At 57.6% G+C, this 26093-nt stretch carries 21 protein-coding genes and 1 riboswitch; of the genes, 11 read left to right on the top strand and 10 right to left on the bottom strand.

Annotated elements, in window-relative coordinates:
* Positions 1 to 41: 41 nt before the first annotated feature.
* Entirely contained in the window at positions 42 to 905 is an 864-nt protein-coding gene (locus tag B2W52_RS12105) for a CYTH domain-containing protein (RefSeq protein ID WP_008170885.1), read from the top strand.
* On the opposite strand, the gene B2W52_RS12110 is transcribed toward B2W52_RS12105, so the two are convergent.
* Positions 899 to 2050, bottom strand: a complete 1152-nt coding sequence (locus B2W52_RS12110; protein ID WP_008170884.1) for an ion channel — start codon at positions 2048 to 2050, stop codon at positions 899 to 901. The two genes, B2W52_RS12105 and B2W52_RS12110, sit on opposite strands and share 7 nt — an antisense overlap.
* Positions 2051 to 2130: 80 nt before the next feature.
* Between B2W52_RS12110 and glnE the strand changes: the two genes are divergently transcribed.
* From glnE to B2W52_RS12125, 3 genes are all read left to right on the top strand, one after another.
* Positions 2131 to 5037 carry a bifunctional [glutamate--ammonia ligase]-adenylyl-L-tyrosine phosphorylase/[glutamate--ammonia-ligase] adenylyltransferase gene (gene glnE / locus B2W52_RS12115; protein ID WP_273069934.1) on the top strand — a complete coding sequence of 969 codons (2907 nt, stop codon included), beginning with the start codon at positions 2131 to 2133 and terminating at the stop codon, positions 5035 to 5037.
* Between the two features lie 77 nt (positions 5038 to 5114).
* On the top strand, positions 5115 to 6041 hold the full coding sequence (locus tag B2W52_RS12120) for a branched-chain amino acid transaminase (protein WP_008170880.1): 927 nt from the start codon (positions 5115 to 5117) through the stop codon (positions 6039 to 6041).
* An 87-nt stretch (positions 6042 to 6128) separates the two neighbouring features.
* Positions 6129 to 6536 (top strand): DUF6165 family protein, encoded by a 408-nt coding sequence (locus B2W52_RS12125; protein WP_008170872.1) that lies wholly within the window; start codon positions 6129 to 6131, stop codon positions 6534 to 6536.
* A gap of 23 nt (positions 6537 to 6559) precedes the next feature.
* Here the strand turns inward: B2W52_RS12125 and B2W52_RS12130 are convergent, their stop codons facing one another.
* The gene (locus B2W52_RS12130) at positions 6560 to 7618 is read right to left on the bottom strand and encodes a glycosyltransferase family 9 protein (protein WP_273069933.1); all 1059 of its coding nucleotides are present in this window, start codon (positions 7616 to 7618) and stop codon (positions 6560 to 6562) included.
* Positions 7619 to 7775: 157 nt separating this feature from the next.
* Here B2W52_RS12130 and B2W52_RS12135 point away from each other — a divergent pair, with 157 nt between their 5' ends.
* From B2W52_RS12135 to B2W52_RS12150, 4 genes are read left to right on the top strand one after another with little or no spacing between them, the layout of a single operon-like run.
* Positions 7776 to 8492 carry a 3-deoxy-D-manno-octulosonic acid kinase gene (locus B2W52_RS12135; RefSeq protein WP_092032920.1) on the top strand — a complete coding sequence of 239 codons (717 nt, stop codon included), beginning with the start codon at positions 7776 to 7778 and terminating at the stop codon, positions 8490 to 8492.
* Positions 8489 to 9607 carry a glycosyltransferase family 4 protein gene (locus B2W52_RS12140; RefSeq protein ID WP_273069931.1) on the top strand — a complete coding sequence of 373 codons (1119 nt, stop codon included), beginning with the start codon at positions 8489 to 8491 and terminating at the stop codon, positions 9605 to 9607. The genes B2W52_RS12135 and B2W52_RS12140 overlap by 4 nt, the downstream gene beginning before the upstream one ends.
* Positions 9608 to 10687: a CDP-glycerol glycerophosphotransferase family protein gene (locus B2W52_RS12145; RefSeq protein WP_273069929.1), complete on the top strand. Its 1080-nt coding sequence runs from the start codon at positions 9608 to 9610 to the stop codon at positions 10685 to 10687.
* A 34-nt stretch (positions 10688 to 10721) separates the two neighbouring features.
* Positions 10722 to 11768, top strand: a complete 1047-nt coding sequence (locus B2W52_RS12150; RefSeq protein WP_273069928.1) for a polysialyltransferase family glycosyltransferase — start codon at positions 10722 to 10724, stop codon at positions 11766 to 11768.
* Here B2W52_RS12150 and B2W52_RS12155 read toward each other — a convergent pair.
* Genes B2W52_RS12155 through B2W52_RS12165 form a run of 3 tightly spaced genes read right to left on the bottom strand, consistent with a single transcriptional unit; the run spans position 11727 to position 16053 of the window.
* A complete protein-coding gene (locus B2W52_RS12155) occupies positions 11727 to 13736 on the bottom strand; it encodes a glycosyltransferase (protein ID WP_286803259.1) in 2010 nt (669 codons plus the stop codon). The genes B2W52_RS12150 and B2W52_RS12155 overlap by 42 nt on opposite strands.
* Complete coding sequence (locus B2W52_RS12160) at positions 13730 to 14635, bottom strand: lysophospholipid acyltransferase family protein (RefSeq protein WP_008170855.1); 906 nt, start codon at positions 14633 to 14635, stop codon at positions 13730 to 13732. Before B2W52_RS12160 ends, B2W52_RS12155 begins: the two co-directional genes overlap by 7 nt.
* On the bottom strand, positions 14632 to 16053 hold the full coding sequence (locus B2W52_RS12165) for a mannose-1-phosphate guanylyltransferase/mannose-6-phosphate isomerase (protein WP_053114337.1): 1422 nt from the start codon (positions 16051 to 16053) through the stop codon (positions 14632 to 14634). The genes B2W52_RS12160 and B2W52_RS12165 overlap by 4 nt, the downstream gene beginning before the upstream one ends.
* Before the next feature lie 131 nt (positions 16054 to 16184).
* Between B2W52_RS12165 and B2W52_RS12170 the strand changes: the two genes are divergently transcribed.
* Positions 16185 to 16979 (top strand): glycosyltransferase family 2 protein, encoded by a 795-nt coding sequence (locus B2W52_RS12170; RefSeq protein ID WP_008170849.1) that lies wholly within the window; start codon positions 16185 to 16187, stop codon positions 16977 to 16979.
* A 23-nt stretch (positions 16980 to 17002) separates the two neighbouring features.
* Here B2W52_RS12170 and B2W52_RS12175 read toward each other — a convergent pair whose 3' ends face one another.
* The 4 genes from B2W52_RS12175 to lpxL are packed head-to-tail and all read right to left on the bottom strand — an operon-like array spanning position 17003 to position 21157.
* Complete coding sequence (locus B2W52_RS12175) at positions 17003 to 18058, bottom strand: glycosyltransferase (protein ID WP_273017797.1); 1056 nt, start codon at positions 18056 to 18058, stop codon at positions 17003 to 17005.
* Entirely contained in the window at positions 18055 to 19170 is a 1116-nt protein-coding gene (locus tag B2W52_RS12180; protein ID WP_286803264.1) for a glycosyltransferase family 4 protein, read from the bottom strand. Before B2W52_RS12180 ends, B2W52_RS12175 begins: the two co-directional genes overlap by 4 nt.
* Complete coding sequence (locus tag B2W52_RS12185; protein WP_273069921.1) at positions 19167 to 20162, bottom strand: mitochondrial fission ELM1 family protein; 996 nt, start codon at positions 20160 to 20162, stop codon at positions 19167 to 19169. Before B2W52_RS12185 ends, B2W52_RS12180 begins: the two co-directional genes overlap by 4 nt.
* A 47-nt stretch (positions 20163 to 20209) precedes the next feature.
* Complete coding sequence (lpxL, locus tag B2W52_RS12190; protein ID WP_273017800.1) at positions 20210 to 21157, bottom strand: LpxL/LpxP family Kdo(2)-lipid IV(A) lauroyl/palmitoleoyl acyltransferase; 948 nt, start codon at positions 21155 to 21157, stop codon at positions 20210 to 20212.
* A gap of 121 nt (positions 21158 to 21278) precedes the next feature.
* Here lpxL and waaA point away from each other — a divergent pair, with 121 nt between their 5' ends.
* Positions 21279 to 22532: a lipid IV(A) 3-deoxy-D-manno-octulosonic acid transferase gene (gene waaA / locus B2W52_RS12195; RefSeq protein ID WP_286803268.1), complete on the top strand. Its 1254-nt coding sequence runs from the start codon at positions 21279 to 21281 to the stop codon at positions 22530 to 22532.
* A 49-nt stretch (positions 22533 to 22581) separates the two neighbouring features.
* Here waaA and B2W52_RS12200 read toward each other — a convergent pair whose 3' ends face one another.
* Positions 22582 to 23985, bottom strand: a complete 1404-nt coding sequence (locus B2W52_RS12200; protein WP_286803270.1) for a TolC family outer membrane protein — start codon at positions 23983 to 23985, stop codon at positions 22582 to 22584.
* 175 nt (positions 23986 to 24160) lie between these two features.
* A riboswitch (TPP riboswitch) is annotated at positions 24161 to 24274 on the top strand.
* A gap of 77 nt (positions 24275 to 24351) precedes the next feature.
* Here B2W52_RS12200 and thiC point away from each other — a divergent pair.
* The coding region (gene thiC / locus B2W52_RS12205) for a phosphomethylpyrimidine synthase ThiC (RefSeq protein WP_286803272.1) at positions 24352 to 26093 on the top strand (1742 nt) is incomplete at its 3' end.

Consider the following 26093-nt stretch of genomic DNA (forward strand, 5'->3'; position numbering starts at 1 on the left):
GGTTTTTTGCGTTTATGAATCCCGAAAAATAAGGCATTGGCATGGCAACCGAACTGGAAATCAAGCTCAGTGTTTCTGAGGCCGCACAGGCACAGGCTTTAAAGTGGCTTTCCTCACTTCCTGAAGTCCGAGCTGGAAAAACCAAATCCCTGATCAATCACTATTTCGACACGCCCAATGCCGATCTGAATCGAGCCAAAGCTGCGCTGAGGGTTCGCAAAGCAGGTGATGACTATATCCAGACCCTGAAAACCCGGGGCGAATTCGTTGATGGCGCCCACCGACGCGAGGAGTGGGAGTGGCCTGTATCCAGTCCTGAACTGGCTTTGTCGTTACTGGAAGACACACCGCTGAATGCCGGGTTGGACCTCAGCCGGCTCCAGATTGTGTTTGAAACCAACTTTCAGCGCCAGGTGCTCTGGCTGGAAGAAGGGCAGACTTCCATTGAGATAGCAGTCGATTCCGGCACTGTGGCCGGCAATGATGCCAGGTGGCCGCTCCACGAGGTGGAGTTTGAGCTCAAGAGTGGGGACGACAGCAAGCTGGTGGCTTGGGCGCTCGAGCTGGCCAGGGAAGTGCCGGTTTTCCTGAATCTGGTCAGTAAGGCCGAGCAGGGCTATTTTCTGGCGGGCCTGTATCACCCGGAGCCGGCGCGTAAAAGCGAGGCGCTTTCCATTACCGAATTCCTTCAGGCCTTGAGTGTCTGTTGGTTGCTGGATCAGCCGTTTCCTGCACAGGAATACGACCTGTCGCGCGTCGCAAATGCGGCTGGCGCCGCAGGGTGCGGTGAACTCTGGGAGTGTGTGATGTCTGATCTGGCCACGGGCGCTGCAATTCGTGATCTCGCTGAAGGCTCCACGACGTTGGGTGTCCTCCAGTTACAGCTTGCCACTGCCGGTCAGTAATCGCCGGTTTCCTGATCCGCGGAATGGGCGCGCCACTGCTTCAGGAATGCCCGGTACCGCTCCAGTGCTTCCTGCACCACAGAGACCTCCGGTGTTTCAGAAGATTTAACCAGTACTATCAGCCCCTTGCCTTCGATTTCTTCGTTGGTTGGCGGATGACAGATAACCTCGTCATCTTCATCAATGTAGGCGAGAGCGGTGCCAATGCCATGGCGTACCAGAGCGCTTACGATGTCGGCCCAATTCAGGTCGTCCAGCTGCAAGTCATAACGATGAGGGTGGTCATGCTCGTAGTTGAACATATCTTCCAGCACTTTCTCGGAACCGGGTGCAACCACAGAACGAACCATAATCTCCGGGTATGTTCTCACTGGGCGGAGCACAATGCGCACTCCGAGGGATTTGAAGCGCCCACGGTTCTGGTCGTTTACACACTCGACAATGGTGCGATGGCCCAGATTGATTTCTGTGAGGCGGTGGGCAATATCGAACGTCAGGCTGTCTGAAAATGGGTCCGCTTCGTCTGCGGCCAGCACAATGATATGCCTCGCGCTGCCTGCATGGACGGCCTTCAGCGCCTCTGGATCAAAGCCTGCTCCGTGGTGATGCACCACCCCGATGTCCGAGAGCTCGGTGGGTAGCCCCATTGGAAACTTCCGGGTCAGAATCATGATTGGAATGGTTTCGTACCCTGGAATCTCCCGAATCTGGGAAGCAAATCTCATAAAATACTGGTCGCCGCCGTGCTGGGGCGTGTTAATGATGATGATGTGGTTATTCATTTTATAGATCCACCTTCCCGACAAAATACGTTCCCGGCGGTAGAACCGGTATTCGATATAGTCGCTGACGATCAGTGTCAGCAGCGTAATTGAGGAGATAAACATCAGCACAATGGTGCTGAACCGCCCGATCATCGTCTGGGGTGCGTAATCGCCATAGCCGACCGTTACCAGCGTGGTCATGGTCAGCCAGGCGGCTTCGAATAGTTCCAGGTCCTCGACCGCCCAGATGATCAGGACCTGCACCAATAGCAGTGTTCCCAGGATCGCAAAGAGGCGCTTCATCCGGCTCCGAATCATCCCGCCCATGGGCAGGTGAGTTTGCTGATGCTCCGGATTCAGTGGGCGGCGGTTTCGTTGCATCCGTGTCTGCGGCCTGTTCAGTTGCGGGTAAGTTCGTTATACAGTACCCGAAATATAACAGAGAGACAGGGGTTTGCATTATGTCCGAGCCATGGCACAGCCTTCCGAAACCGCTGGCGGATGATGTCGCCGGGTGCTGGGAATCAGTGTTCCCGGAAGGGGTTCCGGCCTGGTTGACCTCTCCAGAGGGCATGGATGACGCTGTGGTCGCTACTGCGATCTCCCGCAGCCTCTTCCTGCGCCAGACTCTGGAGCGTCATCCAGAGCAGGTTCAGCCCCTGCTGGCGTCCCGTTTACTCACGGAGCCCACGACCCCTGAATATCTCCAGAGCCGATGGCAGGATTATCTGGCAGGCGTCGATGGCGAGCCGGCACTGCACTCGGCCCTCAGGCAATTTCGCATGGAGTCCCAGTTCCGGATTATCTGGCGGGATCTGATGCGCTGGGCCGATCTGGCCGAAACCATGGCGGCGACCAGCGCGTTTGCCGATATCTGCATTGAAGGCGCCCTTGACTGGCTGTACCAGGACGCCTGCGAGCAATATGGCACGCCTCGAGGTGCTGATCCGGTCACCGGCGAAGAGTCCGACCAGAAGATGGTTGTCCTGGGCATGGGCAAGCTTGGTGGCCGGGAGTTGAACGTATCCTCAGACATCGACCTGATTTTTGCCTTCCCCGGAAAGGGCGAAACCGTTGGTGGCCGACGTTCCCTCGACAATCAGCAGTTTTTCGTCCGTCTGGGTCAGCGGCTGATCCAGGCCCTCGACCAGATAACCGCGGACGGATTCGTTTTCCGTGTGGACATGCGCCTGCGGCCTTACGGCCAGAGCGGTGCCCTGGCTCTGAGCTTTGCTGCGCTCGAAACCTACTATCAGGATCAGGGGCGGGACTGGGAGCGATATGCCATGGTCAAGGCCCGTGTGGTCGCCGGCGATCAGAGGGCGGGGAAGGTTCTCATGGAAAGCCTGCGCCCCTTTGTCTATCGGAAGTATATCGATTTCAGCGCTTTTGAATCCCTTCGCAGCATGAAAGCCATGATCGGCCGCGAAGTACGCCGCAAGGGACTGGAAAACAATATCAAGCTCGGCAGCGGCGGTATCCGTGAGATTGAGTTTGTGGTCCAGGCGTTCCAGCTCATCCGCGGTGGTCGTGACCGGGAACTCCAGCGGCGGGAGCTGTTGGTGATCCTGAAGGAGCTGGAAGAACTGGAGCTATTGCCTTCACCGGTGGTCCGTGAACTGCGCGACGCCTATGTGTTTCTCAGAAACCTGGAGCATGCGCTCCAGGGTATGGAAGACAAGCAAACCCAGTTGCTGCCGGAAGATGAGCTGTCCCGGGCACGGGTCGCCACAATTATGGATTTCGAGAACTGGCAGGCGTGCGAACAGTGCCTCAGAGAACACCGGGAGCGGGTCGCCACGCATTTTTCCAACATTATTACCACGGAAGATGACGAAGATGAGGGGCAGGGGGCCCTCGAAGAAGGGTGGTTCGAGCTCTGGCTTTCCGAAATGGAAGAGGCGGCCGCCGCCGACTGGCTCAAATCACGGGGCTATGAAGACCCCGGTGCTACGTTGGCGGAGCTGGCTGAACTTCGTGAAAACAGGACTGTTCAGAATCTACAGACCCAGGGGCGCCGGCGACTCAATCAGTTCATGCCCATGCTGCTTGAGGCGCTCACCCAGGTTGATAACCCGTCCGAGACCCTGTCCAGGGTGTTGCAGCTGGTGGAAGCCATACTGCGTCGCACGGCCTACATGGTGTTGCTGCTGGAAAATCCGGGCGCCTGTACCCAACTGGTGCGGTTGTGCAGTGAGAGCCCCTGGATTGCCAGGCAGCTGGCGGAAACACCGCTCCTGCTGGATGAGCTGTTGAACGCCGAGAGCCTGTACAGCCCACCCGCGAAAGCAGAATTGCAGGATGATTTGCGCCAGCAGATGCTTCGGATTCCGTTTGAGGATCTGGAAGAGCAGATGGAGTCACTGCGGCATTTCAAGAAAGCCCATATCCTGCGGGTAGCGGCGTCGGAGCTCAAAGGTACTCTGCCGTTGATGAAGGTCAGTGACTACCTGACCTGGATCGCCGAGGTGGTCCTGGACCACGTGGTGGATGTGGCCTTCGCCAATCTGGTCAGCCGCCACGGCTACCCACGAAGGGAAGATGGTTCCGCCTGCGAGACCGATTTCGCCATCATTGGCTATGGCAAGCTGGGTGGTATAGAGCTTGGGTATACCTCCGATCTTGACCTGGTGTTTGTGCACAAAGCTGATCCGGAGCTGGCCACCGACGGTGAAAAGCCCATCGACAATGCGGTTTTTTACACGCGGCTTGGGCAAAGGATCGTCCACATCCTCAACACCCAGACGCCCTCGGGGCAGCTTTATGAGGTTGATATGCGCTTGAGGCCGTCCGGTAACTCCGGGCTGCTGGTCAGTACTCTGCAGGCCTTCGAAAAATATCAGCGCGAGGACGCCTGGACCTGGGAGCATCAGGCGCTTGCCCGGGCCCGGGGTGTTGCCGGATGCACGGAGACCCTTGAAGCTTTTGAATCCATACGCCACGAGATCCTTTGTCAGCCCCGTGACCGTGAGAAACTCCGGAACGAAGTGGTCGAAATGCGGGAGAAGATGCGGGCCAGTCTGGCCACGCCGGAAAGCCGGCAGGACGAGGTGTTTCATATCAAGCATGATACCGGCGGCATCGTTGATATCGAGTTTATCGTCCAGTACCTGATGCTGGCGTGGTCCGCTGAGCACCCGGAGCTGACCCAGTGGTCCGATAACATTCGCCAGATGGAGGAGCTGGGGCGCGCCGGGGTGATGGCTGTGGAAGATGCCGAAAAACTCAGGGAAACCTTCATCGCCCTTCGCTCCACCATCCACCGACGGGCGCTCCAGAACCTCAATAGCCAGGTCGATGGCGATGCCTTCACAGAGGAGCGTGACTACATCCGTGCCATGTGGAAAAAAGTGATGATTGAGGCCTGAGGCAAATTCAATTCCGGCAGATTTTCCTGCTAGAATGCCGGTTCCCTCGAAAAACGCTTTTTTAGGAGCAATGAAGAATGTCGATGGCTGATCGCGATGGCGTTATCTGGATGGATGGTGAGATGGTTCCCTGGCGGGATGCCAAGACCCACGTCCTTACTCACACCCTGCATTACGGCCTGGGCTGTTTTGAAGGTGTGCGGGCCTACAACACCGCGAATGGCCCGGCCATTTTCCGCCTGAAAGAGCACACGGATCGTCTTTTCCGTTCCGCCCACATTCTGAACATGAAAATGCCGTTCAGCAAGGACGAGATCAACGAGGCCCAGCGTGCGGCGGTTCGGGAAAACAATCTTGACGAAGCCTACCTCCGCCCAATGGCGTTTCTCGGTTCCGAGGGTATGGGGCTCAGGGCTGATAACCTAAAGGTGCACGTAATGGTTGCGGCCTGGAGCTGGCCTTCCTACATGTCACCGGAAGCGAAGGAAATGGGGATCAAGGTGCGCACGTCCTCCTACACGCGCCACCACGTCAATATCACCATGTGCAAGGCCAAGGCGAACGGCAACTACATTAACTCGATGCTGGCCCTGAACGAGGCCATTTCCGGTGGTGCCGAGGAAGCCCTGCTGCTGGACAACGAAGGTTACGTTGCCGAAGGCTCCGGAGAAAACATTTTCATCATGCGTGATGGTGTGCTGCATACGCCTGAACTCACCTCCTGCCTGGAGGGTATTACCCGTGCCACGATCATGGATTTTGCGCGTGAGCTCAACATTCCGATCAAGGAGCGCCGGATTACCCGCGATGAGGTCTACATCGCCGATGAAGCCTTCTTCACAGGCACAGCGGCCGAGGTGCTGCCGATCCGCGAACTGGATGGCCGTGTGATCGGTGCCGGCAAGCGTGGCCCGGTGACCGAGAAGCTCCAGGCTATGTACTTTGATGCAGTCAAGGGTAAGCTGGCTGAGCACAGCGGTTGGCTGACCCACGTAAAAGGCTGATTCCAGAATAATCGCAGGCCGCCGTTTGCTGTTTCAGCCCGGCGGCTTTGTTGTTTAACACACCCTGTTTACTGGCGGGACGAGCAAATGGCAGACGTTATCAAGGTACCGGTATCTTTTGGCGAGGTGCTGGACAAAATCACCATTCTCGAAATCAAGTCCGAGCGCATCAAGGATGAAACCAAGGTCAAGAATGTCCGGCTTGAGCTTGATGAGCTGAGCGCTACCTGGGACGAGGCAGTAAAGGACAAGGCTGCTGAAATCGCCGATCTCCGCAAGCAGCTGAAAGCGGTCAACGAAGAGCTGTGGGTGATTGAAGACGATATTCGGGATCAGGAAGCCGCCCAGGACTTTGGCGCGAGATTTATTGAGCTGGCACGCGCTGTATACGTCACCAATGACAAGCGCGCTGCGATCAAAAAAGAGGTCAACCTGGCCCTGGGGTCTCGTTTCGTGGAAGAGAAGTCCTACCAGGACTACACCGCACGGAAGTGAAATTTTGGGTCAGATGAACGCTTTCATCTGACCCCGCTTTCAGCTTTGGCCACCGGGTTCACTTCAACCCAACGATCCAGCATATTCGTGGCATCTGCAACCGTGATCAGGTCCATCGCCCCCTCGAACTCTGCTTTCGCCCCCCACCGGGCCTGTTCCACCGTTTTGCCGGTAAACTTCTCCAGTGCTTCAGGATACCGGTTCACACACCAGTCCAGAGAATTATAGGGCCCGGAGCGGTAAGGATTGCTTGCGGCAAACAACCCAAGGACATCGGTGCCCACCGCACTGGCGATATGTGCCGGCCCAGTATCGGGCGCTACCACGAGGTCGGCATGGGTCATTAACGCTGTCAGTTGCTTCAGGGTGTCCTTGCCGCAGATGTTGTGCGCTTTTTCCTTCATTGCGGCTTCGATGGCGGCGCAGTACTCTGCCTCGAACGGGGCGGGGCTGCCCACCAGAATCACCTTCATGCCGTGCTTCTGAATTGCGTGATCGGCCAGCTGTGCGTAACGCTCAGCGGGCCAGTTACGCAGTGTGTGGCTGGCACACGGACTTATTACAAGGTTTTTGCGGTCATTAGCCAGTTGCTCACGCGCAAACTCATGGTCTGAATCCTTCAACGGAATCTGCCAGCGCGGCGGCGCGGCCTTGAGGTCCAAAGGTTCGAGGAAGCTGGCAAGGCAGTCTCGCACGTGCTGCTTCGGTGCCGGTTTGATCCGGTGGTTGATAAACAGGCTGTGAAGATCCTTGCTGCGGGCCTTGTCATAGCCAATCCTGACTCTGGCCGGAATGCAGGCAGCGGCGAGGTTGGCTCGGAAAGCCACCTGCATGTGAAGCAGCGCGTCAAACTTGCGCCCCGTCATTTGTCTGCGAAGCTCAGCGTAGCCTTTGCGACCGGCCTTTTTGTCGAAAATAATGAATTCAACGCCGGGCAGATCGCCAACCAGCTTGGCTTCGATCTTGCCGATAACCCAGGTGATCTTCACGCCGGGAAGCTGCTCCTGGAGGCTCAGCACGACAGGTATTACGTGAGTCACGTCGCCGATGGCGGACAGACGAAGAATGCAGATGGAGTTCATCAGATATTGATCCGGTTCAGGTTGTGGCCTGGTGCTGTGGAGCTTTGTCGGCAATCATTGGTAAACTGGCCGCCATTCTAACTTACTCGCGCGTTTCAGTCCCGGCGTGAGTGGGTAGTACGTGCCTTCTTTCAATTTCGGTGACCGGGGACCCAGCATGGTGGAGTCTGAAATCTGTATCCGGGAAAGGTCTTCGGCAATGCTGATTCACCCGGATTACGAGGGCAGGGTTACCGAGGACTGGTTCAATTCCGCCTCTTGGGGCAATCAAGCCCGCCCGGTAAGCAGCGGGGGCCGCGGCGGCGCCTGGTTTTTGCAGGCCGGAGAGGACAGACTGGTGCTTCGAGAATATCGCCGGGGCGGGTTGATGGCGAAATTTGCGCGATACGCCTATGCCTTCACCGGCGAGGAGCATGTGCGGTCCTTTGCAGAGTTCCGGTTGCTCAACAAACTGGTTAGCCAGGGGCTTCCCGTACCCTGTCCTGTTGCGGCCTGGTATCGCAAACTGTCGCCAATTCAGTACCGGGCCGCCATCATCATTGAACGGTTGGAGAATACCACGCCCCTGGCTGACCTTATCTCGGAGCTGGACAATGAGGCGTGGACGTCCATTGGAGAAACCATTCGTCGATTTCACGACGCCGGCGTCATGCATGCGGACCTGAACTGCTTCAATGTACTGGTCCGGGGCAACGAATACTTTCTGATTGATTTCGACAAGAGCAGGTTGATGACTGGCAGTGCCCCGGCGCGCTGGAAAGAGGCCAATCTTGATCGCTTCTCGCGATCGCTGGTAAAGGTGGCCGGAGAAGACGCACGGGCAAAAGCCTGGAGTTATTTCATGAACGGATACAACAGGGGAATGGCCACTTGACCAATCCACAACAGGGCGGATCGCTTCCGTCGATACTTTGTCTTACGGATGCCTGTGATCGTCCGGAGACTGAACTCTTTATCGGGCTCAGAAAGGCCGGGTTCGACGTCGACGTCATGTGTAACCCCAAGGGCCGGAACTATCGGCGTCTTGTTGACGAGGGCATGGTTGCCTGCCCCATGGCCTTGAAGAACCGCTTTGACAAAGAGGGCACCGAGTCCATCCGCCAACAACTGGCCAAGAAAAACTACAAGGTCATTCATGCCTATAATCCCCGGGCCCTGGCCTGCGGATTACGGGCTTCCCGGGGCACGGATATCAAGATCGTCGCCTATCGCGGTGTGATCGGTAACATCAGTTTTCTCAATCCGGAATCCTGGATTACCTTCCTGCATCCTCGCGTCAGCAAGATTGTCTGTGTCGCTGATGCCATCAAGGATTACCTGGCCAGCCTCCGGTTTCTGTGGATGCACATTCCTGAACGGAAGCTTCAGAGAATCTACAAAGGGCACGACCTGGACTGGTATCAATCGCCCAAGGCCGACCTGACACAGTTTGGTGTTCCGGAAGATGCCTTCGTGGTGTGCTGCACCGGGAGAAATACCCCGAGAAAAGGCTTCGATGACCTGATTGAAGCGATCGATAAGCTGCCTGAGGATGTAGATATACATTTGCTGCTGGTGGGAGACGTTATTGATAACAAAGAGATTCAGGCGCAGGCCGCTGCCACCTCTCACCCCGAGCGGATTCACTTTACGGGTTACCGCAACGATGCGCCGGCCATAGCGGCGGCCAGTGATGTGTTTGTGCTTCCCTCGAAGGAAAGGGAAGGTCTGCCCCGTGCGGTCATCGAGGCGATGGTCTACGGAGTGACGCCGGTAGTGACCAGTGTTGGCGGTATGCCGGAGCTGGTGGAAGATGGCGTCAGCGGTATTGTGGTTGAACCGAAAAATGCTCCCGGGCTTTCAGCGGCTATTGAGCGGCTTTACCGCGATCGTGAATTGGCGGCCTCTCTTGGGCAGGCTGCGAGGCAACGGATAGCCCGGCATTTTCACACCTCACAGACCGTCACTGAGACGGGTGAGCTATACAAATCGCTGACGGGCAGGGCTTGAATGCGCCGGTACCTGTTTTTTGTAAACCAACCTTATTCTTATTCCATCCTGCGCCCCTTGCAGGACGAGATTCGTCGCCGGGGTGATGAGGCGGCCTGGTTCATTGCGGGGTGCTCAACGGCTCCACTTCAGGCCGATGAGCGCCGTCTCGTTTCCGTAAAAGAGGTCATGGACTACAACGCGGATGCGACCTTCGTTCCCGGTGATTGGGTGCCTTACTTTTTTCCCGGAATCAAGGTTGAGGTATTCCATGGCATGGCGCGCAACAAACGGGGCCATAGCAGCGAAGATGAAAGCGACCATTACCGAATTCGGGGATGGTTTGATCTTTACTGTACGCATGCCCTTAAAGACACGGAAAAGTTCCGTGAACTGGCCGAGCGGTACCAGCATTTCGGGGTTGCTCACACAGGCTGGCCAAAGCTCGATTCATTGCTGTCGCGGAATGAAATCGGGAAGAGAAACCGCCTGGAAAATGAGTTGCCGGTTGTTTTTTACGCTTCAACGTTCAGCCGGTCCGTTACGTCAGCTCCGGATCTGGTGGAGAAGATCGGCGAGCTCTCCAGAAGTGGTCGCTGGAAGTTCATTGTAACGCTTCATCCGAAGATGGATCCGGCGGTTGTGGATCAGTATCGCAATCTGAGCGGCGAGAACCTTCGCTTTGTCGAAAGCGATGAAGATCTGCTGCCTCTGCTGCCGCAGGCTGATGTGATGCTCTGCGACACCTCGTCCATCATGTTCGAGTTCATGTTCCTGGATCGCCCGGTGGTCACATTCAGAACCAAAATGCCGGGGCCTTATCTGATCGATGTCCAGGAAGTGGCGGGCGTTGAGAAAGCTCTGGAAGAGGCGGTGCAGTATCCCGATCCGCTGATGACAGAAACGCGAGCTCTTTGCGACCAGTTGCACAGTTTCCGGGATGGTCGTTCCAGCAAGCGGGTTCTTGATGCGGTCGAGGATTTCCTGATCAACAAGCGTAGCCAACTCAAGCCAAAGCCGATAAACCTGTTGCGCAAACTGAAAGTCCGGCGCCGGTTGCGGAAGGAACTTGCACGCATGGCACCGGAAAGCTCAGGGTAGACCAAGTGAAGATCCCGACTAGGAAGCGAACGATTTGATCAGCGCCGCAAGCCCAACCAATGTCTTTGTTGCGAGTACGCCCCTGCAACTGATCAATTGCTCCGAGGCTCGTTACCTCTATGGCTGCAGCGCTGAAACAACACTTCTTGTCATTGCCAGGCCTGATAACCGGGAGACCGAGGAACAGATGGCCTTCCTGGCCGAGGCTCTTGGCTGGCAAGGCATTGAAACTATCTATCTGAAAAAAAGTTCCTTTTACCTTCGTCTGGGTGCGGTTGCCAAGAGCCTTTCACGACGCCACATTGAACGGCTATTTATCGGGAACAAATCCAGTTGGATCCACGAAGTATTTTATCGGGGGTTCGATAGCGAGCAGCTGATTTTCGTGGATGACGGCCTGGCGACAGTGACGTACTACCATGCCATTCACGACGAGGGTATTGCCTCCCGGATTTCACCAGCAAAAAAACGGCTTCTGAGAACCATGGGAATCCGGATTCATCGCGTGGTTCCGGAGGTGATCGCTTTCTTCACGTTTTTTCCGCTACCGAGCTCAGAGCTTGTTCAGGTACAGGTTCATGATTTTCCGGTGTTTCGCAGCACCTTCAAAACCTCTGACCGTGATAATACTCAGGCCCCTGTGGTCGGTTTTCTTGGACAGCCCTTTGGTGGTGAGGATCGGCCTCAGCAATTGACACTGCAGATTCAGCACGTGGTGGAACGTCATCCTAATAGCCGCGTGGTGTACTTCATGCACCGAAAGGAAAGCCGGGAAGAGTTGGAGGCTTTGCTGGCAGAATTTCCGCTCGAGATACGGCAGGCCGGTCGTCCGATCGAGGTCGAAGTGGCTCTGTCCGGGGAAATCTATCTCGCTTTCTACAGCTTTGCTTCAACCGCTCTGTTTACCCTGAAAAAGATATTCCCGGAAATCCGGGTGTTCCAGATCGATGATGCCGCTCTGGGCGCCCGGCTCCCTTACTATGACGAATTAAGGCGTATGTTCGGGAGCGTCGGCGTGGAAACGACGCTCCTTCGGGGGTCACGACTTTTCAAAGCGGGCCGGCCGGTCCAGAGTCCATAACCCGGCATACTTGTTGAAAGTCACCTGTGCGTACGTCACAGCGGTAAGATAGCCCACAGCACCGTCCAGAAACCCGAACCGAATAAAGTACACCTGCACGAACGTCATCAGGCCCCGCAGGGTGGGGTAGATCATGGTGCGGGTCTTCTTGCCTTTGCGATGTTTCTCCAGTGAGCCAAGCCAGGCGTACTTGGCGCTTTTTTCCAGCGAGTGGCCGAAATCCCTGTGTGTATAGTGTGTCAGGCGGCCCCTCAGGGTTTTGATCTTGCGTCCGGACGGAATCAGTATCCGCTCGTGGACGAGGGCGTCCGAAAAGCTTACTCCCTCGCGACGGAACAGCCGGAGCGGGGCTCGGCCGCTGCGTCCGAAATCCAGGCGGCTGCCGTAAATCGTTACTGCCCAGGGAAGCTTGTAGGCGTCCGCGTCGGGATCGGCCAGGTGATCGTTGATCTCCCTTGCCAGCTCCGGTGTGACACGCTCATCGGCATCCAGTGACAGCACCCACTCTCCTGTCGCTTTCTCGAGAGCTCGCTGTTTCTGGATGCCAAAGCCAGGCCAGTCTGTGACTTCGACAACATCTGCCAGCTCTCTGGCCAGTTCCACCGTTCTGTCAGTACTGCCGCTATCCAGGACAATAATTTCGTCGGCAACCAGCCTTGCGGACTTCAAGCAGTCGGTGATGTGGTCTTCTTCGTTTTTCGTGATGATAGTGGCAGACACCTTGCGGGCCCTGTTTCGAACATAGGACGCACTCAACTCTGTAAACATGGCCGAGGCGATGGAGCTAACAGCCAGCAGATAGAAGGTGAGGAACAAAGTCCGATTGAAGGTGGCTTCGGTCAGACCAAAGAAAAAGTATCCAAGGGATACCATGCAGCCAGCCGCCGCAAGGTGCGCCGTGGCTGCGTGGGGGCTGGACAGGTTTCTGCCAAAGATGGCCAGCGGAATGAAAATAAGCAGGGCCCAGCTGAGAATGCCGGGAATACCGCTTGTTGCGGCATTGTTCAGCAGATCGTTATGCGCATGCCCCGTGCAACAGTCCAGGAAATGCTCTGGCAGATTGCCCGCGGCAACTTCCGATTCTATGCGGTGGGTATAGCCACCAAGGCCAGCGCCCGACCAGGGGCTTTCTCTGAGCATATTCAGCGCCTGCCCCCAGACCTCCAGGCGAATTTCCATGCCGGAGTCCAGTTGGCCATCATGCAGCAGTCCATTGAGCGAGCTGGACATGCGGTCGCTGGTAATAATCGCGCCGGCGACGAGCATTGGCACAACAATCAATCCGGCAATTCGAAGTCTTTTACCGACTAGCGGTGTCAAAGCAATCAGAAGGAAGGGTAGAGCGACCAGATTGCTGCGGGTTTCCGACAACATGGAAATGAGAACGGCCGCCGTTCCACCGATAAAAAACAGTACCGCCAGGCCCCCCCGTTTTTCCCGGACAAAAAACATGGCAGCGACGATCGTCAACATGCCCCCCAGGAGGGCGAGATTGCCAAAGCTGATAGGGTTGATTCCACCGCCAAAACGGGAATTCAAGACCTGACCAAGCGCGCCCTGGCGGGCAGCAATGGTCACCAGAAAAATCCCGATGATAGACACGGCCACCAGTCCGATGGCGGCGAAAGTCGTGCGGGCGCCAATCCTTGCATAGCTGATGGCAACAATCAGGGGCCAGAACAGGATGAACCGGGCGTGCGTGCCAAGGGTTTTTCCACCCTCGTAATCAAACCCTTCAAGGGCCCAGGACAGAAAACTCACCAGCACGAAGAACCAGAAGGAAAAGTGAAGCAGCCTGAGCTCTTTGGGTTTGTCCCAGCCGTCTTTATACAAAGATTTGCGGGCACTGAGCACCATTCCGGCAATCGCAAGCAAGAGAGTCGCGCCGGCCAGGATGCTTGAGGACAGGAGCGCGCCGCCGAGCCCGATGATCAGCAGCGCATGAAAGGCGAGTCTGGGGTTCAACATACTCGGTCCGGATTATAGGGGTTGATTTCGCCGGGCGGCCGATGGCGCATACGCTTGTATTCCCATTGATACTGCTCGGGGATCTCTCGCACGCATTGCTCAATCGCCTGATTCATGGCACTGGTCGCGGCAACAGGATCCTTGTCACCGAGGCCCGGGCCGGTCTCACGTACAACGATCCGGAACCCGGAAGCGTCGGGCAGGCGCTCGGCATAAGTAATCAGCACGTTGGCACCGGTGCGCTGAATCAGCTTGGATACGAGAGTCATGGTTTTCACTTCCATGCCGAAGAAAGGCGCAAAGGCGTTGCCCTTTCCGCGGGGCGACTGGTCCGGCAGGATTCCGGCAACCCCGCCTTCCCGAAGAATCGAGGCGAGCCTGGCCAGGCCGCGGCGGTCGCCCCGGACCAGCTCCGAGCCAAGTCGCCCGCGTACCTTGATCATGTAGTCCTCGAACTCGGGCATATTCGGCGGACTATAGAGCGCTGCCATTTTGTAGCGTGAGGAAAAGAACAACCCGGCCAGCTCCCAGTTACCGAGGTGCGGCGCCAGGAGAATCAGGCCTTTGTCGCCGGCCATGGCCTCGTCGATAAGATCCAGGCCTTCGGTTTCCCGGATCAGGCCAAGGCATTTCTCCACCGGCCACTCCCACATCAAGGGCACCTCGAGCATGGTCATGCCGGTCTGGGCCAGGGATCTCTTTGACATAACCGCGCGTTCGGTGTCTGAAAGTTCGGGGAAGCAAATGGACAGGTTAATGTCGGTTACCTGGCGAGATTTGGTGGGCAATCGCCATACCAGATAACCGACGAAACGACCTACCCTCTGGGCGCCGGCAAGGGATAGCCAGCCGGCAATCCTGAGCAGCCCGGCGATGATGAAATACTTGAGCTTGCTCATTTCCTACCGTACCGATCCTCGTAACGAACAATGTCGTCTTCACCCAGGTAAGAGCCGGACTGAACTTCGATCAGTTCCAGGTCGATGACGCCCGGATTCTCCAACGAGTGCACCTGACCAACCGGAATGTAGGTGGACTGGTTCTCGGTGACCAGGTAGGTTTTCTCGCCGTTGGTGACCCGGGCCGTGCCGCTTACCACGATCCAGTGCTCGGCGCGATGGTGATGCATCTGCACGGAGAGCTTGGCGCCGGGTTTCACAGTGATGCGTTTGACCTGATAGCGGGCACCGTTGTCGATGGAATCGTAGACGCCCCAGGGGCGGTAGACTTCCCGATGGTTCATGTGTTCGTGGCGGCCATCGGTTTTTATCCGTTCCACCACGGTTTTGACGTCCTGAACACTGTCTTTATGGGCGACCAGCAGGGCATCCTTGGTTTCGATAACCACCAGGTTGTCCACACCAACGGTGGCCACCAGCCGGCTATCGGCACGGATCAGCGTGTTGGCGGTGTTATGGGTGATCACGTCGCCGGTCAGGCTGTTGCCGGCCGCGTCCTTGTCACTGACTTCCCATAGCGCGGACCAGGAGCCAATATCGCTCCAGCCGGCATCCAGGGAAACCACGGCGGCCTTGTCGGTCTTCTCCATGACGGCGTAGTCCACCGAGTCTGACGGGCATTCGGCGAAGCGTTCGGCGTTGATTCGCGTGAAGTGCAGGTCATCGGCGGTGTCTGCGATGGCGGCACGGCACGCGGCCAGGATATCAGGGCGATGGGCTTCCAGCTCCTCGAGGTACTGACGGGCACCAAACAGGAACATTCCGCTGTTCCAGAGGTACTCTCCGGAATCGAGGTAACCATTGGCGGTCGCCTGGTCCGGCTTTTCGACAAACTTGTCCACCAGGTAGCTGTCAGGGCCCAGCTCGGTGCCACGATGAATGTAGCCGTAGCCAGTTTCAGGATGGTTCGGGACAATGCCGAAGGTGACCAGCTTCCCTTCCCGCGCCAGCGGAATGGCTTTCTTCACCCCTTCCTGAAAGGCGGTGACGTCCTTGATCAGGTGGTCGGCTGCCAGCACCAGCATCAGGGGATCATCGGCACCGTTTTCTGCAGCCTCGGTCAGCTGCAGCGCTGCCAAGGCAATCGCCGGCGCCGTATTCCGGCCACAGGGCTCCAGAATGATCCGCGTATCCTCGTGGCCGGATTGCCGCATTTGTTCCGCAGCCAGGAACCGGTGTTCCTCGTTGCAGATCAGAAGAGGGTTTGCTGCGTCCATGCCCTCAAGCCGCGCAACGGTGGCCTGCAACATCGACAGGGGGCCGTTGGTCAGTTTCAGGAACTGCTTCGGATTCAGCTGGCGCGACATCGGCCAAAGGCGTGAGCCGGTACCGCCAGCCATAATGACGGGGTGAATCATCTGTACACTCCGGGCTTGAGTTAAAGAATGCCAAGAAAAACATCAAAATCAGGCGAGCCATCTTATCATAAGGCAACCATGATATTGTTTTGACCAGTCCGTAAACTGATTGTCCGATACCAGGAATTTTGATGAAGCTACCGTTATCCGTTTATTACATCACCCAGGATGAAGAACTGCGATTGCCGGAATCCCTTGCAAAGGTTTCCGGCTGGGTTGATGAGATTATCGTAGTCGATTCCGGAAGTATTGACCGAACCCGTGACATTGTTGAAGCGGCGGGTGCCCGTTTTGTTCATAACGACTGGCAGGGGTTTGCCTGCCAGAAAGCCTTTGCTGCAAGCCTTTGTCGTAATGACTGGGTGCTGGACCTGGATGCGGATGAGGTGCTATCGGACGAGCTTGTGGCCAACATCCAGGACCTGTTTTCAAAGCCGATTGACCCGGCCATTGCGGGATTCCGGATGCGCTGGGTGCTGTCCCAGCCGGATCCCCGGCATCCGTTCCGCCATGATAAATCGAAGAAGATCCTCAGGCTCTACAATCGTAACAAGGCAGTGATTGAGCCCGAAAAAGACAGCAACAATGACCGGCCGCAGGTGAAGGCTGGCCGGGTTGTGGATTTAAAGGGCGATGTGTTGCACCGCACGCTGATTTCTCTGGAGCAGATGGAGCGCAAGTACTGCCAGTTGTCGACGGAGCAGGCCCGCTTTATCGCCGCAAAGGGACGGCGAATTTCCAGCCCCCGCCTGTTTGCCGAGTTTCCCCTGAAGTTCCTGAAATATTACCTGCTGCACCGCCAGATCCTGAACGGTTGGTTTGGTCTAAGCGTTGCCATTACCGCAGCCAACAGGAACTTCATGCGCCTGGCCAAGGCTCGGGAGATGCAGATGCTATCCGAATTTGAGAGGGAAAATACCCGGTAGGTCTCTGCCGAATACAGCGGACATCAGGTGCCTCGTTGCTCGCCCATTGCCCTCAGGTACAGCGCTTCCGTTTGCTCCCCCATGGCGTTGATCGTGAGAGTTTTACGGGCAAAATCCATGGCGGGCTGCTCGCTCTGTTTCAGTGTTTCCAGATCAGAGAGCGCTCGTGTTATCAGTTCGGCAAGGTCCCGATCCCGATGCCCTGCGCTGAGAGACGATTCTGGAAGAATATCCCGCGGTCCGGACACCGGAGTGGAGACCACTGGGCAACCACTGAGAAGGGACTCCGCCAGTACATAGGGAAAGCCTTCCCGTTCGGAACTGATCACCGTCAATTCGGCCTTGTCATAGACGGGCGCCAGATCCTCCCTGAACCCTGCCAGAGTGACCGACTGTTCCAGTTTAGACTGACGGATGAACTTTTCCAGCTGTGACCGTTGGCTGCCCTCGCCGAAAATAGTGAGATGGCAGCGATGAGTGGAGTCGCCGAGCATGGCCCATGCTCGGATCAGCGCATCAAAACCTTTAACGGTTTCGAGTCGTCCCACGGCGATGACATTGGTGACTCCTGACGGTAGCTTCGGGCCGTCGTCAGTTTTAATTCCTTGGCCCTTGCAGTTCACGCCGTTATAGATCAAGTGTTTTCGGGGATGTCGCAGGGCTGCCAGAATTTGGGGGCTTACGGCAATGACCTCATCAAGTCGATCAAATGCCTTATGGTTGGACTTGGTGCCGTGCACCGTGCCGATTCGCACGCGGACAAGGTTTCCGGTTTTCGCCGCGAGTTGTGCAGCCTTGTTGCCTTGGGCGTGCAGAATATCAGGTGCTATTTCTCGAAGTCGCCGGCGGAGGGCCAGTTGGAGCCAGAGGTTCCGTCGCCCCAGTTGAACGGGCAGCGCATGAAAGTGGATGCCGGAATGAAATCTATCCCGGTAGTCTTTGTGAGCCACTACATGGACGCAATGCCCCCGTCTGGCCAGGTTGGCTGCCAGATCGGCGGTGTGTTTTTCCATGCCGCCCCAGGTTGTGCCGGGCGTGGCAATCAGAAGGGCGATCGTTAACCGGGGCGGTGAGGTCATGATCGGCCTGCGGTATTCTGCAGCACCGTTTCGTAAACGGCCAGGCTCGCTTCTGTCTGTGCCTCCAGGCGGAATCGGTAGGGGATCTCAATGGCCGGAGGCCCGGCATCCAACATCCGGGAAACGGCCTGTGCGAACTCATCCACGTTATCCGGCGCCACCAGGCCTTCCCGGAAGCACGCCTGCAGTGTTTCCGCCGCCCCGCCACGATTATAGGCCACGACCGGTGTTCCCGAAGCGAGGGCTTCGGTCACTGTCCGGCCAAAGGGTTCCGGTTTGGTGCTCATATGGCAGACCACATCGGCGAGCAGGTACAGTGTGGTCATGTCATTGCGCTGGCCGAGAAAGCTGACCTTGTCGGTCAGGTCCAGGCGTGCCCGCTCCTTTTCCAGTTCATCCAGGAAGTGCTCTTTGCCGGGCTCCGCGCCACCGACAATGATGCCATGGCAATCGGGCCGCTCGCGCACCAGCTTCGCCATCATGGCCAGGAAATCCAGTTGGCCTTTCCAGCGGGAAATCCGTCCGGGCATCATGATGATTTTCTTGCCGGCAAGCTGCGGATACTGACGGAACCAGCGGTCCAGCCATTGCTGGCTAAGTTCACGTTGGTGGAACGCATCCACATCGACACCACGCTGAATAACCGTCAGCTTCTCCGCCGGAACGGGGTAGTTGTTCATCACGTAGTCCCGCACACACTGGGACACAGCAATGATGTGATCGGCGCGGGTCATGATGGCGCTGTAGGGTGTTACCGAATACATGCCGTGGAATGTGGACACAACCGCCGGGCGTTCCAGTTTCGGGATGCTTTTCAGGGCCAGGAAGATAATCCAGGCGGGCATGCGCGAGCGGACATGAACGATGTCCGGCTTCAGTTCAAGAAGCAGTTTTCGCATCGGCAGGATTTGCCCGAAGGACGCCGGATTTTTCCGGTGAATCGGCATGAAAATATGCTTTGAACCCTGTCCCCGCAGTTGTTCCGCCATGGGTCCGCCCTTGGAGACGACAAAGGATTCGTGGCCGCGTTTGACGAGGTCGGCAGCGAACTCTACGGTACCTCTTTCTACACCGCCGCTGTACAGCGCTGGAAGTGCCTGAAGAATTCTCAAGGCTGGGCCCCCTTGGGCAGGCGTTGATTGGTTTTGTGGCTCTTTGGCAGTAACCCGTTTTCGATGACCCATAGGGCTGCGCGATTGGCTTCCCAGAGCGACTGGTCGTGGTCAGCCCTGCCGGCCATGACGCTGGCGTGATCCGTCCACTTGGCAACATAGCCGTCCCGGACCAGCCGTTCCACTCCGTCCACGACCCGGCTGCCGGGTCTCGCCGCCAACTCGAAAAGGCCCGTTGGCACTCCGGAGGTTGCCGCCTCGCAAACCATGGACATGCTGTCGGGAGTCACCCAGACCGCCCGTGAGGCGGAAAGTTGATGGCTTAGCCAATCCTCGTGGGTCTGCTGGGGGTGAACAACGGTGATCCGCACTCCGGCCATGTCGTCGAGGCGGTCCTGCAGGGGCTCCGGTGTTCGCCGTGAGGTGCTGATGGTCCAGCGCCAGTCAGGGTACTGACCGATCAGGTGGGATATCTGGCCCAGGACGACATCGTCGTCCCAGTCGAAGTGCGGTGAAGGTCCGCCTATGAGTAATAGCGCTTCCTGTTTCTCGGTGATTCTGGCCAGGGGTGTGATGGTGTTCAGAACGCCCTCGGTTAACAGAACCCGCGGGCCTGGCTGCACGCGATCATGGGCTGGAATCAGGGCGCCGCTGACCAGAGACAGCGGAAACGCGGGCTTCATGATGACCAGCGTTCGGGTCCCGCGACGTTTTCGCAGCGCAAGCAGTAACCGATGCGTACCGGACCCTGCCGCGATGACAAGATCGGGTCGAGGCAGTGACGCCTCCATACGCGGCGAAGAGGCCAGCAATGCCCGCCACAGAGGTACCTTTGTGGGGGAAACATCGATCCAGTAGGTGCTTGCCCCAGCCAGAACGCGAAGCCGGTTGCCAAGCCCCTTCAGCTGATTCCGGTGACCCGGCTTGTTGTCGGTCAGAAGCCACACCACCGGAGTGGATGCATCCTGCGTTCTGGGCTCGGGTTTGGCCATGGTGTTCCGGCATGCGCTGCCGGCCTCCGTGTTGCCTGAGTTCGTTATTACCGGCGTTTGTAGAGTCCCGGATCGTTTTCATCAGGGCGGGTCTTGAAGCGCCGGTGCATCCACAGATATTGATCCGGGGCGCGCCGCACTTCCCGCTCGATAGTCTGGTTGATCAATGTTGCATCCTGAAGATCGTCCCCGCTGGGAAAGCTCTCAAGGGCAGGATGGAAGTAGATGTCGTAGCCCGGACCATCGTCACGTCGGAAATGACTGAACGGGACGACCTTGCAGCCGCTGCGCTCCGCGATCCTGGACGTAGCGGTAATCGTGCCCGCCGGTATTCCGAAGAAGGGCGCAAAGACAATATCCTTGCGGCCGTAATCCTGATCGGTGGCATACCAGACGGCCCGGTTTTTCTTCAGGCTGCGAAACAGGCCCCGAAGGTCCCTGGCGCCGAGCACGGTGCCATACCGGCGTTCACGGGCTCTCGTCATCACGGCGTTCATCAAAGGGTTGTTATGGTCCCGCTGCATCACGTCTGCTTCAATGAACTCGGTCACCAGGCTCCCGCCGAGATCCAGAGTACTGTAATGGCCTCCCAGTAATAAAACGCCTTTACCTTCTGCAAGAGCGTGCTCGAAATGCTCAAGGCCATGGACCTGTGTGATGCCTGTCAGTTTGGCTGGATCACGAAACCAGGCGATGCCAATTTCCAGCAAGCCAATACCATTGGCAATAAACGCTTTCCGAACCAGTGCAGATTGCTGAGCGGCTGTGAGCTCCGGGAAGCACAGCCGAATGTTCACCTCGGCGATGTGCCGACGTTCCCGGGCAAGGCGGAACGCCAGAAGTCCCGCCAGCTTGCCCAGCCACCACTGAACGCGTATTGGCAGCCGGGACACACACCACATCAAAAAGACTCCCAGCCAGGTGGACCACCATCGGGGATGGCGGTAGGCCGAGTAATCGGTGTTTCGCGGAATTTTGCGGTATTTCGTTTTCACGTAAAGCCGGTCCTGGAAAGTCTGAATCTATCGGTGGTGGTACGATGGCCCAAACCATCAATCGGAAGCAAATCAATAGGTTTTGCGCTATGATAGCGCACTGTTTTGCCCGGAGTCCTGTGTGCTGCAATTTATCTATTCCCAGCTTATTAGGCTGATTCTGCCGTTCATTCTGCTGCGCCTGTGGTGGAACGGACGTCGAGCTCCGGAACTCAGGCGCAACTGGTACCAGCGCTTGGGCATTGTGCCCCGGGCTAGCGGCAGGGTTGTGTGGGTTCATGCTGTCTCGGTGGGTGAAACCATAGCGGCAGCGCCCATGGTTCGACGATTGCTGGCCCGGAACCCGGGTATCACCATCCTGATGACAGCCATGACCGACACCGGGCTGGCCCAGGCACGCAAGATGTTTGGTGATCAGGTGCGGTATGCCTACGCGCCCTATGATACGCCGGGTGCCATCCGGCGGTTCCTGGACCGGGTCAAGCCCCGGATACTGGTTATTATGGAAACTGAAATTTGGCCGAACATGATTCGTCAGTGCCGGGCTCGTCGGGTTCCGGTGTTTCTGATCAACGCCCGCCTCTCCGAGCGCTCTGCGCGCGGGTATGAGCGCATCCGGGGCCTTGTGGCACCTATCATGCAAAGCATCAGCTGGGTCGCCGCCCAGGCAGAGAAGGATGCCGACCGGTTCCGGAGAATCGGTGTTGCGCCATCGAAGGTGGCCGTCACGGGGAGCGTCAAGTTCGATGTTGATATTCCGGATGAGGTGCGGGCAGCGGCCATTGCCCTCAGGCAGAGCCTGGCCGGCCGGCCGGTCTGGATTGCCGGTAGCACCCATGGCAGCGAGGATGAGCAGCTGTTGCTGGCACATCTTAAGGTATTGGAAAAACATCCAGACGCCCTGCTGATTCTGGTTCCGAGGCATCCGGATCGCTTTGAGTCGGTGGCCGAAAAAGCTGTACGGAAGGGGCTCGCACTCGCCCGCCGGTCACTGGGGGACGACCCCTGCAAGGCGCAGGTCTATCTCGGGGACACCATGGGCGAGTTGATGATGCTGTACGGAGCCAGTGATCTGGCCTTTGTCGGTGGATCGTTAATCGAGCGCGGCGGGCATAACCCCCTGGAGCCTGCTGGCTGGGGTATTCCCGTGTTTTCAGGGCCCTACATCTTCAATTTTGAAACCATCTACCAGCGACTGCTTGATGACAAGGGTGTCAAGCTGGTCGCCGATGCAGATGAGCTGGCGGCTCACGTGTCATTGCTGTTCGGTGATGACGAAGAACGCCAGGCCATCGGCCGCAGGGCCCTGGAGGTGGTCAATAAAAACCGGGGAGCCCTGGATAAGGTGGTCGACGGGATCATTGAACGAGTCTGAGGCCTGGCTGGCCGCAAAGGCGGGTAAACCGATTCACCCGCCTTTGCGGTTACTGGGTAGGATCGTCCAGCGTTTCTTCCTCGTTGGCCAGAGCCTCGATCCCGGGGGCAGCGGCGCTCAGCCAGTTGTTCAGGTCGATCAGATCCCGAGGGGTCAGGATTCCGGCGGCCTGTTTGAGCTGAAGCGAGTTGATCACATAATCATAGCGGGCGTTGGCGTAATCCCTCAGGGCTACGTAATAGGCCCGTTCCGCATCCAGCACTTCCACAATATTTCGCGTTCCAACCTCATAGCCGGCGCGGGTGGCGTCGAGGGCGCTGCGGCGAGAGATGATGGTCTGTTCCAGGGCGGAAGCGGTCTCTATATTGTTGTTGACCGTCAGGAACAGGCTCCGGGTATTCACCCGTACGTCCCGGCGCACCGTATTCAGGTCCTGTTCGGCGGCGGTGACCAGCGAACGCTGTTCCCGGGCGCCGGCCTGGGTGCCGCCGCCCGTGTAGAGCGGGATGGTCAGTGACAGTGAGGCAACGGACTGGCTACCCTCCTGCTGGGTAAAAAGGGCGTTCTCCAGACTGGTTTCCTGGTAGGAGGCGCTCAGCTCAAGGGTTGGCAAATGACCGGACTTTGCCGCTTTCAGGCTGGCTTCGCTGGCATTGAGTTGCCTCAGGGCCGCCTGAATAGACCAGTTTTGCTCCACCGCGGTTGCTTCCCACGAAGTCGGATCCATGGGCTCCGGGCGCCCGAGCGGAAAATTCTGCCTGAGATTTTCCATGGCGTCCGGATATTCTCCGGTTAACCGGGCCAGTTGTTCCCTGGCCACATTCAGGTCGTTGTCGGCGGCGATGCGCTGGCTCCTGGCATCGTCGTAGCTGGCACGCGCTTCATAGACTTCGGTGACGGCAATGAGCCCCACGTCAAACCGTTCCCGGGCCTGTTCGTACTGGCGCTGGATGGCCGTTTCAGTCGCTTTTGCGGTTGTGACGGTGTCCTTGGCGCGCAGGACATCGAAGTAGGCGGTTGCCACATCCAGAATCAGTTGTTGCTGGGCCAGGTTGTACTGGGCCTCGGCCGCCTCGGTCTGGAACTGGCTGGCTTCGTAGCTGAACCAGTCTTGAGCCCGGAACAGTGGCTGGGTCAGCTCGACGCCGTAGCGGTAGGTTCGATAACTGTCTCCCGAGAAGAGTTGCCGCGTCAGCTCATCGGCGTTTGCCCCCCCGGGTATATTCTTGGGCTCGAAACTTGTGTAGCTTGCTGACCCAACCGCCGAGATTTTGGGCAGCAGGGCGCTCTTGCTGACATCGCTGGTTGCCTGCTGTGCCTGGAACTGCGCCAGGGACGAGGCAATGCCGGAGTCATAGGACAGTGCCTTTTCATAGGTTTCCATCAGATCCAGAGAGAACGCAGGCTGGGCTGCGAGCAGGCTGATCAATCCTGGAAGTAAACGCTTATTCATTGCTTCTCCTGACAAACTATCTCCGGGTATCCCTGATCTGGATAGGGGGTTCGGAAGGCCTGTATTCAAGGTATGGGCCGGTGCCGACGGTGACCCAAAGGTATTGGTTGCTCATTATGGACAATAAACGCCTCCGCTTCTACACTTGCAGAGTTCACTCATTTTGTGAGCAGTTCGCGTCTTGACGGGGTGCTGATACACCGAAAACCGGTGGTTGGCTGAGATTGCAGTGCGGAACCCGCAACCTGATCCGGATAATGCCGGCGTAGGGATTAAGACCATTCAAAACGTGCTGGTTCCAGCCTCTTCCGTACCGGAAGGCCCGTCATACGCGACCCGACAACCCTCCAATACCGGGAGCAGACCATGACGGACTTGCCAGCCTATCTCAGTGAATCCGCAGCGGCGGATTCCGCCGCCATCAAACCATTATCAGGCTCACGAAAAGTATACGTGCAGGGTAGCCGATCCGATCTGCGGGTACCTATGCGGGAAATTACCGTGCAGGACACGCCCACGGAGATGGGCGGCGAGCCGAACCCTCCGGTGGTTGTGTACGATACGTCCGGCCCGTACACAGATCCTGAAGCTGCTATTGATCTTCGTAAAGGTCTCAAACAAGTCCGCGCCGCCTGGATCGCCGAACGCGGTGATGTGGAGCAGCTTCCGGACTACTCTTCCGGGTTCACCCGCCGCCGCATGAAAGACCCCCAGCTTGACCCGCTGAGGTTCATGGACGAGCGAAAACCGCTACGGGCCAAACCTGGCCAAAACGTTTCCCAGATGCACTACGCCCGGCAGGGTATCGTGACCCCGGAGATGGAGTACATCGCCATCCGTGAAAACATGAAGCTGCAGGAGGCCCGGGAACAGGGTCTGCTGAAAGACCAGCATCCCGGACAGTCCTTCGGTGCGGGCCTGCCGGACCAGATTACCCCCGAATTCGTCCGGGACGAAGTGGCTCGCGGCCGCGCCATTATCCCCGCGAACATCAATCACCCGGAATCCGAGCCGATGATCATTGGCCGTAACTTTCTGGTGAAGATTAACGGCAACATTGGCAACTCAGCGGTCAGCTCCTCCATTGAGGAAGAAGTCGAGAAACTGACCTGGGGCATCCGCTGGGGCGCCGATACCATCATGGACCTGTCTACCGGCAAGAACATTCACGAGACCCGGGAATGGATCATCCGCAACTCCCCGGTACCCATCGGCACCGTGCCGATTTACCAGGCCCTGGAAAAAGTCGGCGGCGTGGCCGAGGACCTGACCTGGGAAATCTTCCGGGATACCCTGATCGAACAGGCCGAGCAGGGCGTGGATTACTTCACCATCCATGCGGGCGTCCGCCTGCACCATGTGCCTATGACTGCCAAGCGCACCACAGGCATCGTCTCCCGGGGTGGTTCGATCATGGCCAAATGGTGCCTGGCTCACCACAAGGAAAGCTTCCTGTACGAGCACTTCGAAGACATCTGCGAAATCATGAAAGCCTACGATGTCTCTTTCAGCCTTGGCGACGGCCTGCGCCCCGGCTCCATCGCCGACGCCAACGACGCAGCCCAGTTCGGCGAACTGGAAACCCTCGGTGAGCTCACCAAGATCGCCTGGAAACACGACGTACAGTGCATGATCGAGGGCCCGGGCCACGTGCCCATGCATCTGGTAAAGGAGAACATGGACAAGCAGCTCGAATGCTGTGACGAAGCGCCGTTTTACACACTTGGCCCCCTGATCACCGACATCGCCCCCGGCTACGACCACATCACGTCCGGCATTGGTGCCGCCATGATAGGTTGGTACGGCTGTGCCATGCTCTGCTACGTCACACCCAAGGAGCACCTTGGCCTGCCCAACAAGGATGATGTGAAAACCGGTATCATCACCTACAAGATCGCCGCCCACGCCGCCGACCTGGCCAAAGGCCATCCTGGCGCCCAGATCCGCGATAACGCCCTCTCCAAGGCCCGTTTCGAGTTCCGCTGGGAAGACCAGTTCAACCTTGGTCTGGACCCGGATACGGCCCGCGCCTATCACGACGAAACCCTGCCGAAGGAATCCGCCAAGGTGGCGCATTTCTGCTCCATGTGCGGGCCCAAGTTCTGCTC

It is taken from the genome of Marinobacter sp. UBA2498 (assembly GCF_002341575.1).
Taxonomy (GTDB): domain Bacteria; phylum Pseudomonadota; class Gammaproteobacteria; order Pseudomonadales; family Oleiphilaceae; genus Marinobacter; species Marinobacter manganoxydans.

Excerpts from the sequence above, each read along its gene's own strand:
- B2W52_RS12125 (WP_008170872.1), top strand. The coding sequence starts at position 6,129 with ATGGCAGACGTTATCAAGGTACCGGTATCTTTTGGCGAGGTGCTGGAC.
- B2W52_RS12155 (WP_286803259.1), bottom strand. The coding sequence starts at position 13,736 with ATGTTGAACCCCAGACTCGCCTTTCATGCGCTGCTGATCATCGGGCTC.
- glnE (WP_273069934.1), top strand. The coding sequence starts at position 2,131 with ATGTCCGAGCCATGGCACAGCCTTCCGAAACCGCTGGCGGATGATGTC.
- B2W52_RS12145 (WP_273069929.1), top strand. The coding sequence starts at position 9,608 with ATGCGCCGGTACCTGTTTTTTGTAAACCAACCTTATTCTTATTCCATC.
- B2W52_RS12170 (WP_008170849.1), top strand. The coding sequence starts at position 16,185 with ATGAAGCTACCGTTATCCGTTTATTACATCACCCAGGATGAAGAACTG.
- B2W52_RS12165 (WP_053114337.1), bottom strand. The coding sequence starts at position 16,053 with ATGATTCACCCCGTCATTATGGCTGGCGGTACCGGCTCACGCCTTTGG.
- B2W52_RS12175 (WP_273017797.1), bottom strand. The coding sequence starts at position 18,058 with ATGACCTCACCGCCCCGGTTAACGATCGCCCTTCTGATTGCCACGCCC.
- B2W52_RS12135 (WP_092032920.1), top strand. The coding sequence starts at position 7,776 with ATGGTGGAGTCTGAAATCTGTATCCGGGAAAGGTCTTCGGCAATGCTG.
- B2W52_RS12200 (WP_286803270.1), bottom strand. The coding sequence starts at position 23,985 with ATGAATAAGCGTTTACTTCCAGGATTGATCAGCCTGCTCGCAGCCCAG.
- B2W52_RS12185 (WP_273069921.1), bottom strand. The coding sequence starts at position 20,162 with ATGGCCAAACCCGAGCCCAGAACGCAGGATGCATCCACTCCGGTGGTG.
- B2W52_RS12160 (WP_008170855.1), bottom strand. The coding sequence starts at position 14,635 with ATGAGCAAGCTCAAGTATTTCATCATCGCCGGGCTGCTCAGGATTGCC.
- B2W52_RS12130 (WP_273069933.1), bottom strand. The coding sequence starts at position 7,618 with ATGAACTCCATCTGCATTCTTCGTCTGTCCGCCATCGGCGACGTGACT.
- B2W52_RS12120 (WP_008170880.1), top strand. The coding sequence starts at position 5,115 with ATGTCGATGGCTGATCGCGATGGCGTTATCTGGATGGATGGTGAGATG.
- B2W52_RS12110 (WP_008170884.1), bottom strand. The coding sequence starts at position 2,050 with ATGCAACGAAACCGCCGCCCACTGAATCCGGAGCATCAGCAAACTCAC.
- B2W52_RS12105 (WP_008170885.1), top strand. The coding sequence starts at position 42 with ATGGCAACCGAACTGGAAATCAAGCTCAGTGTTTCTGAGGCCGCACAG.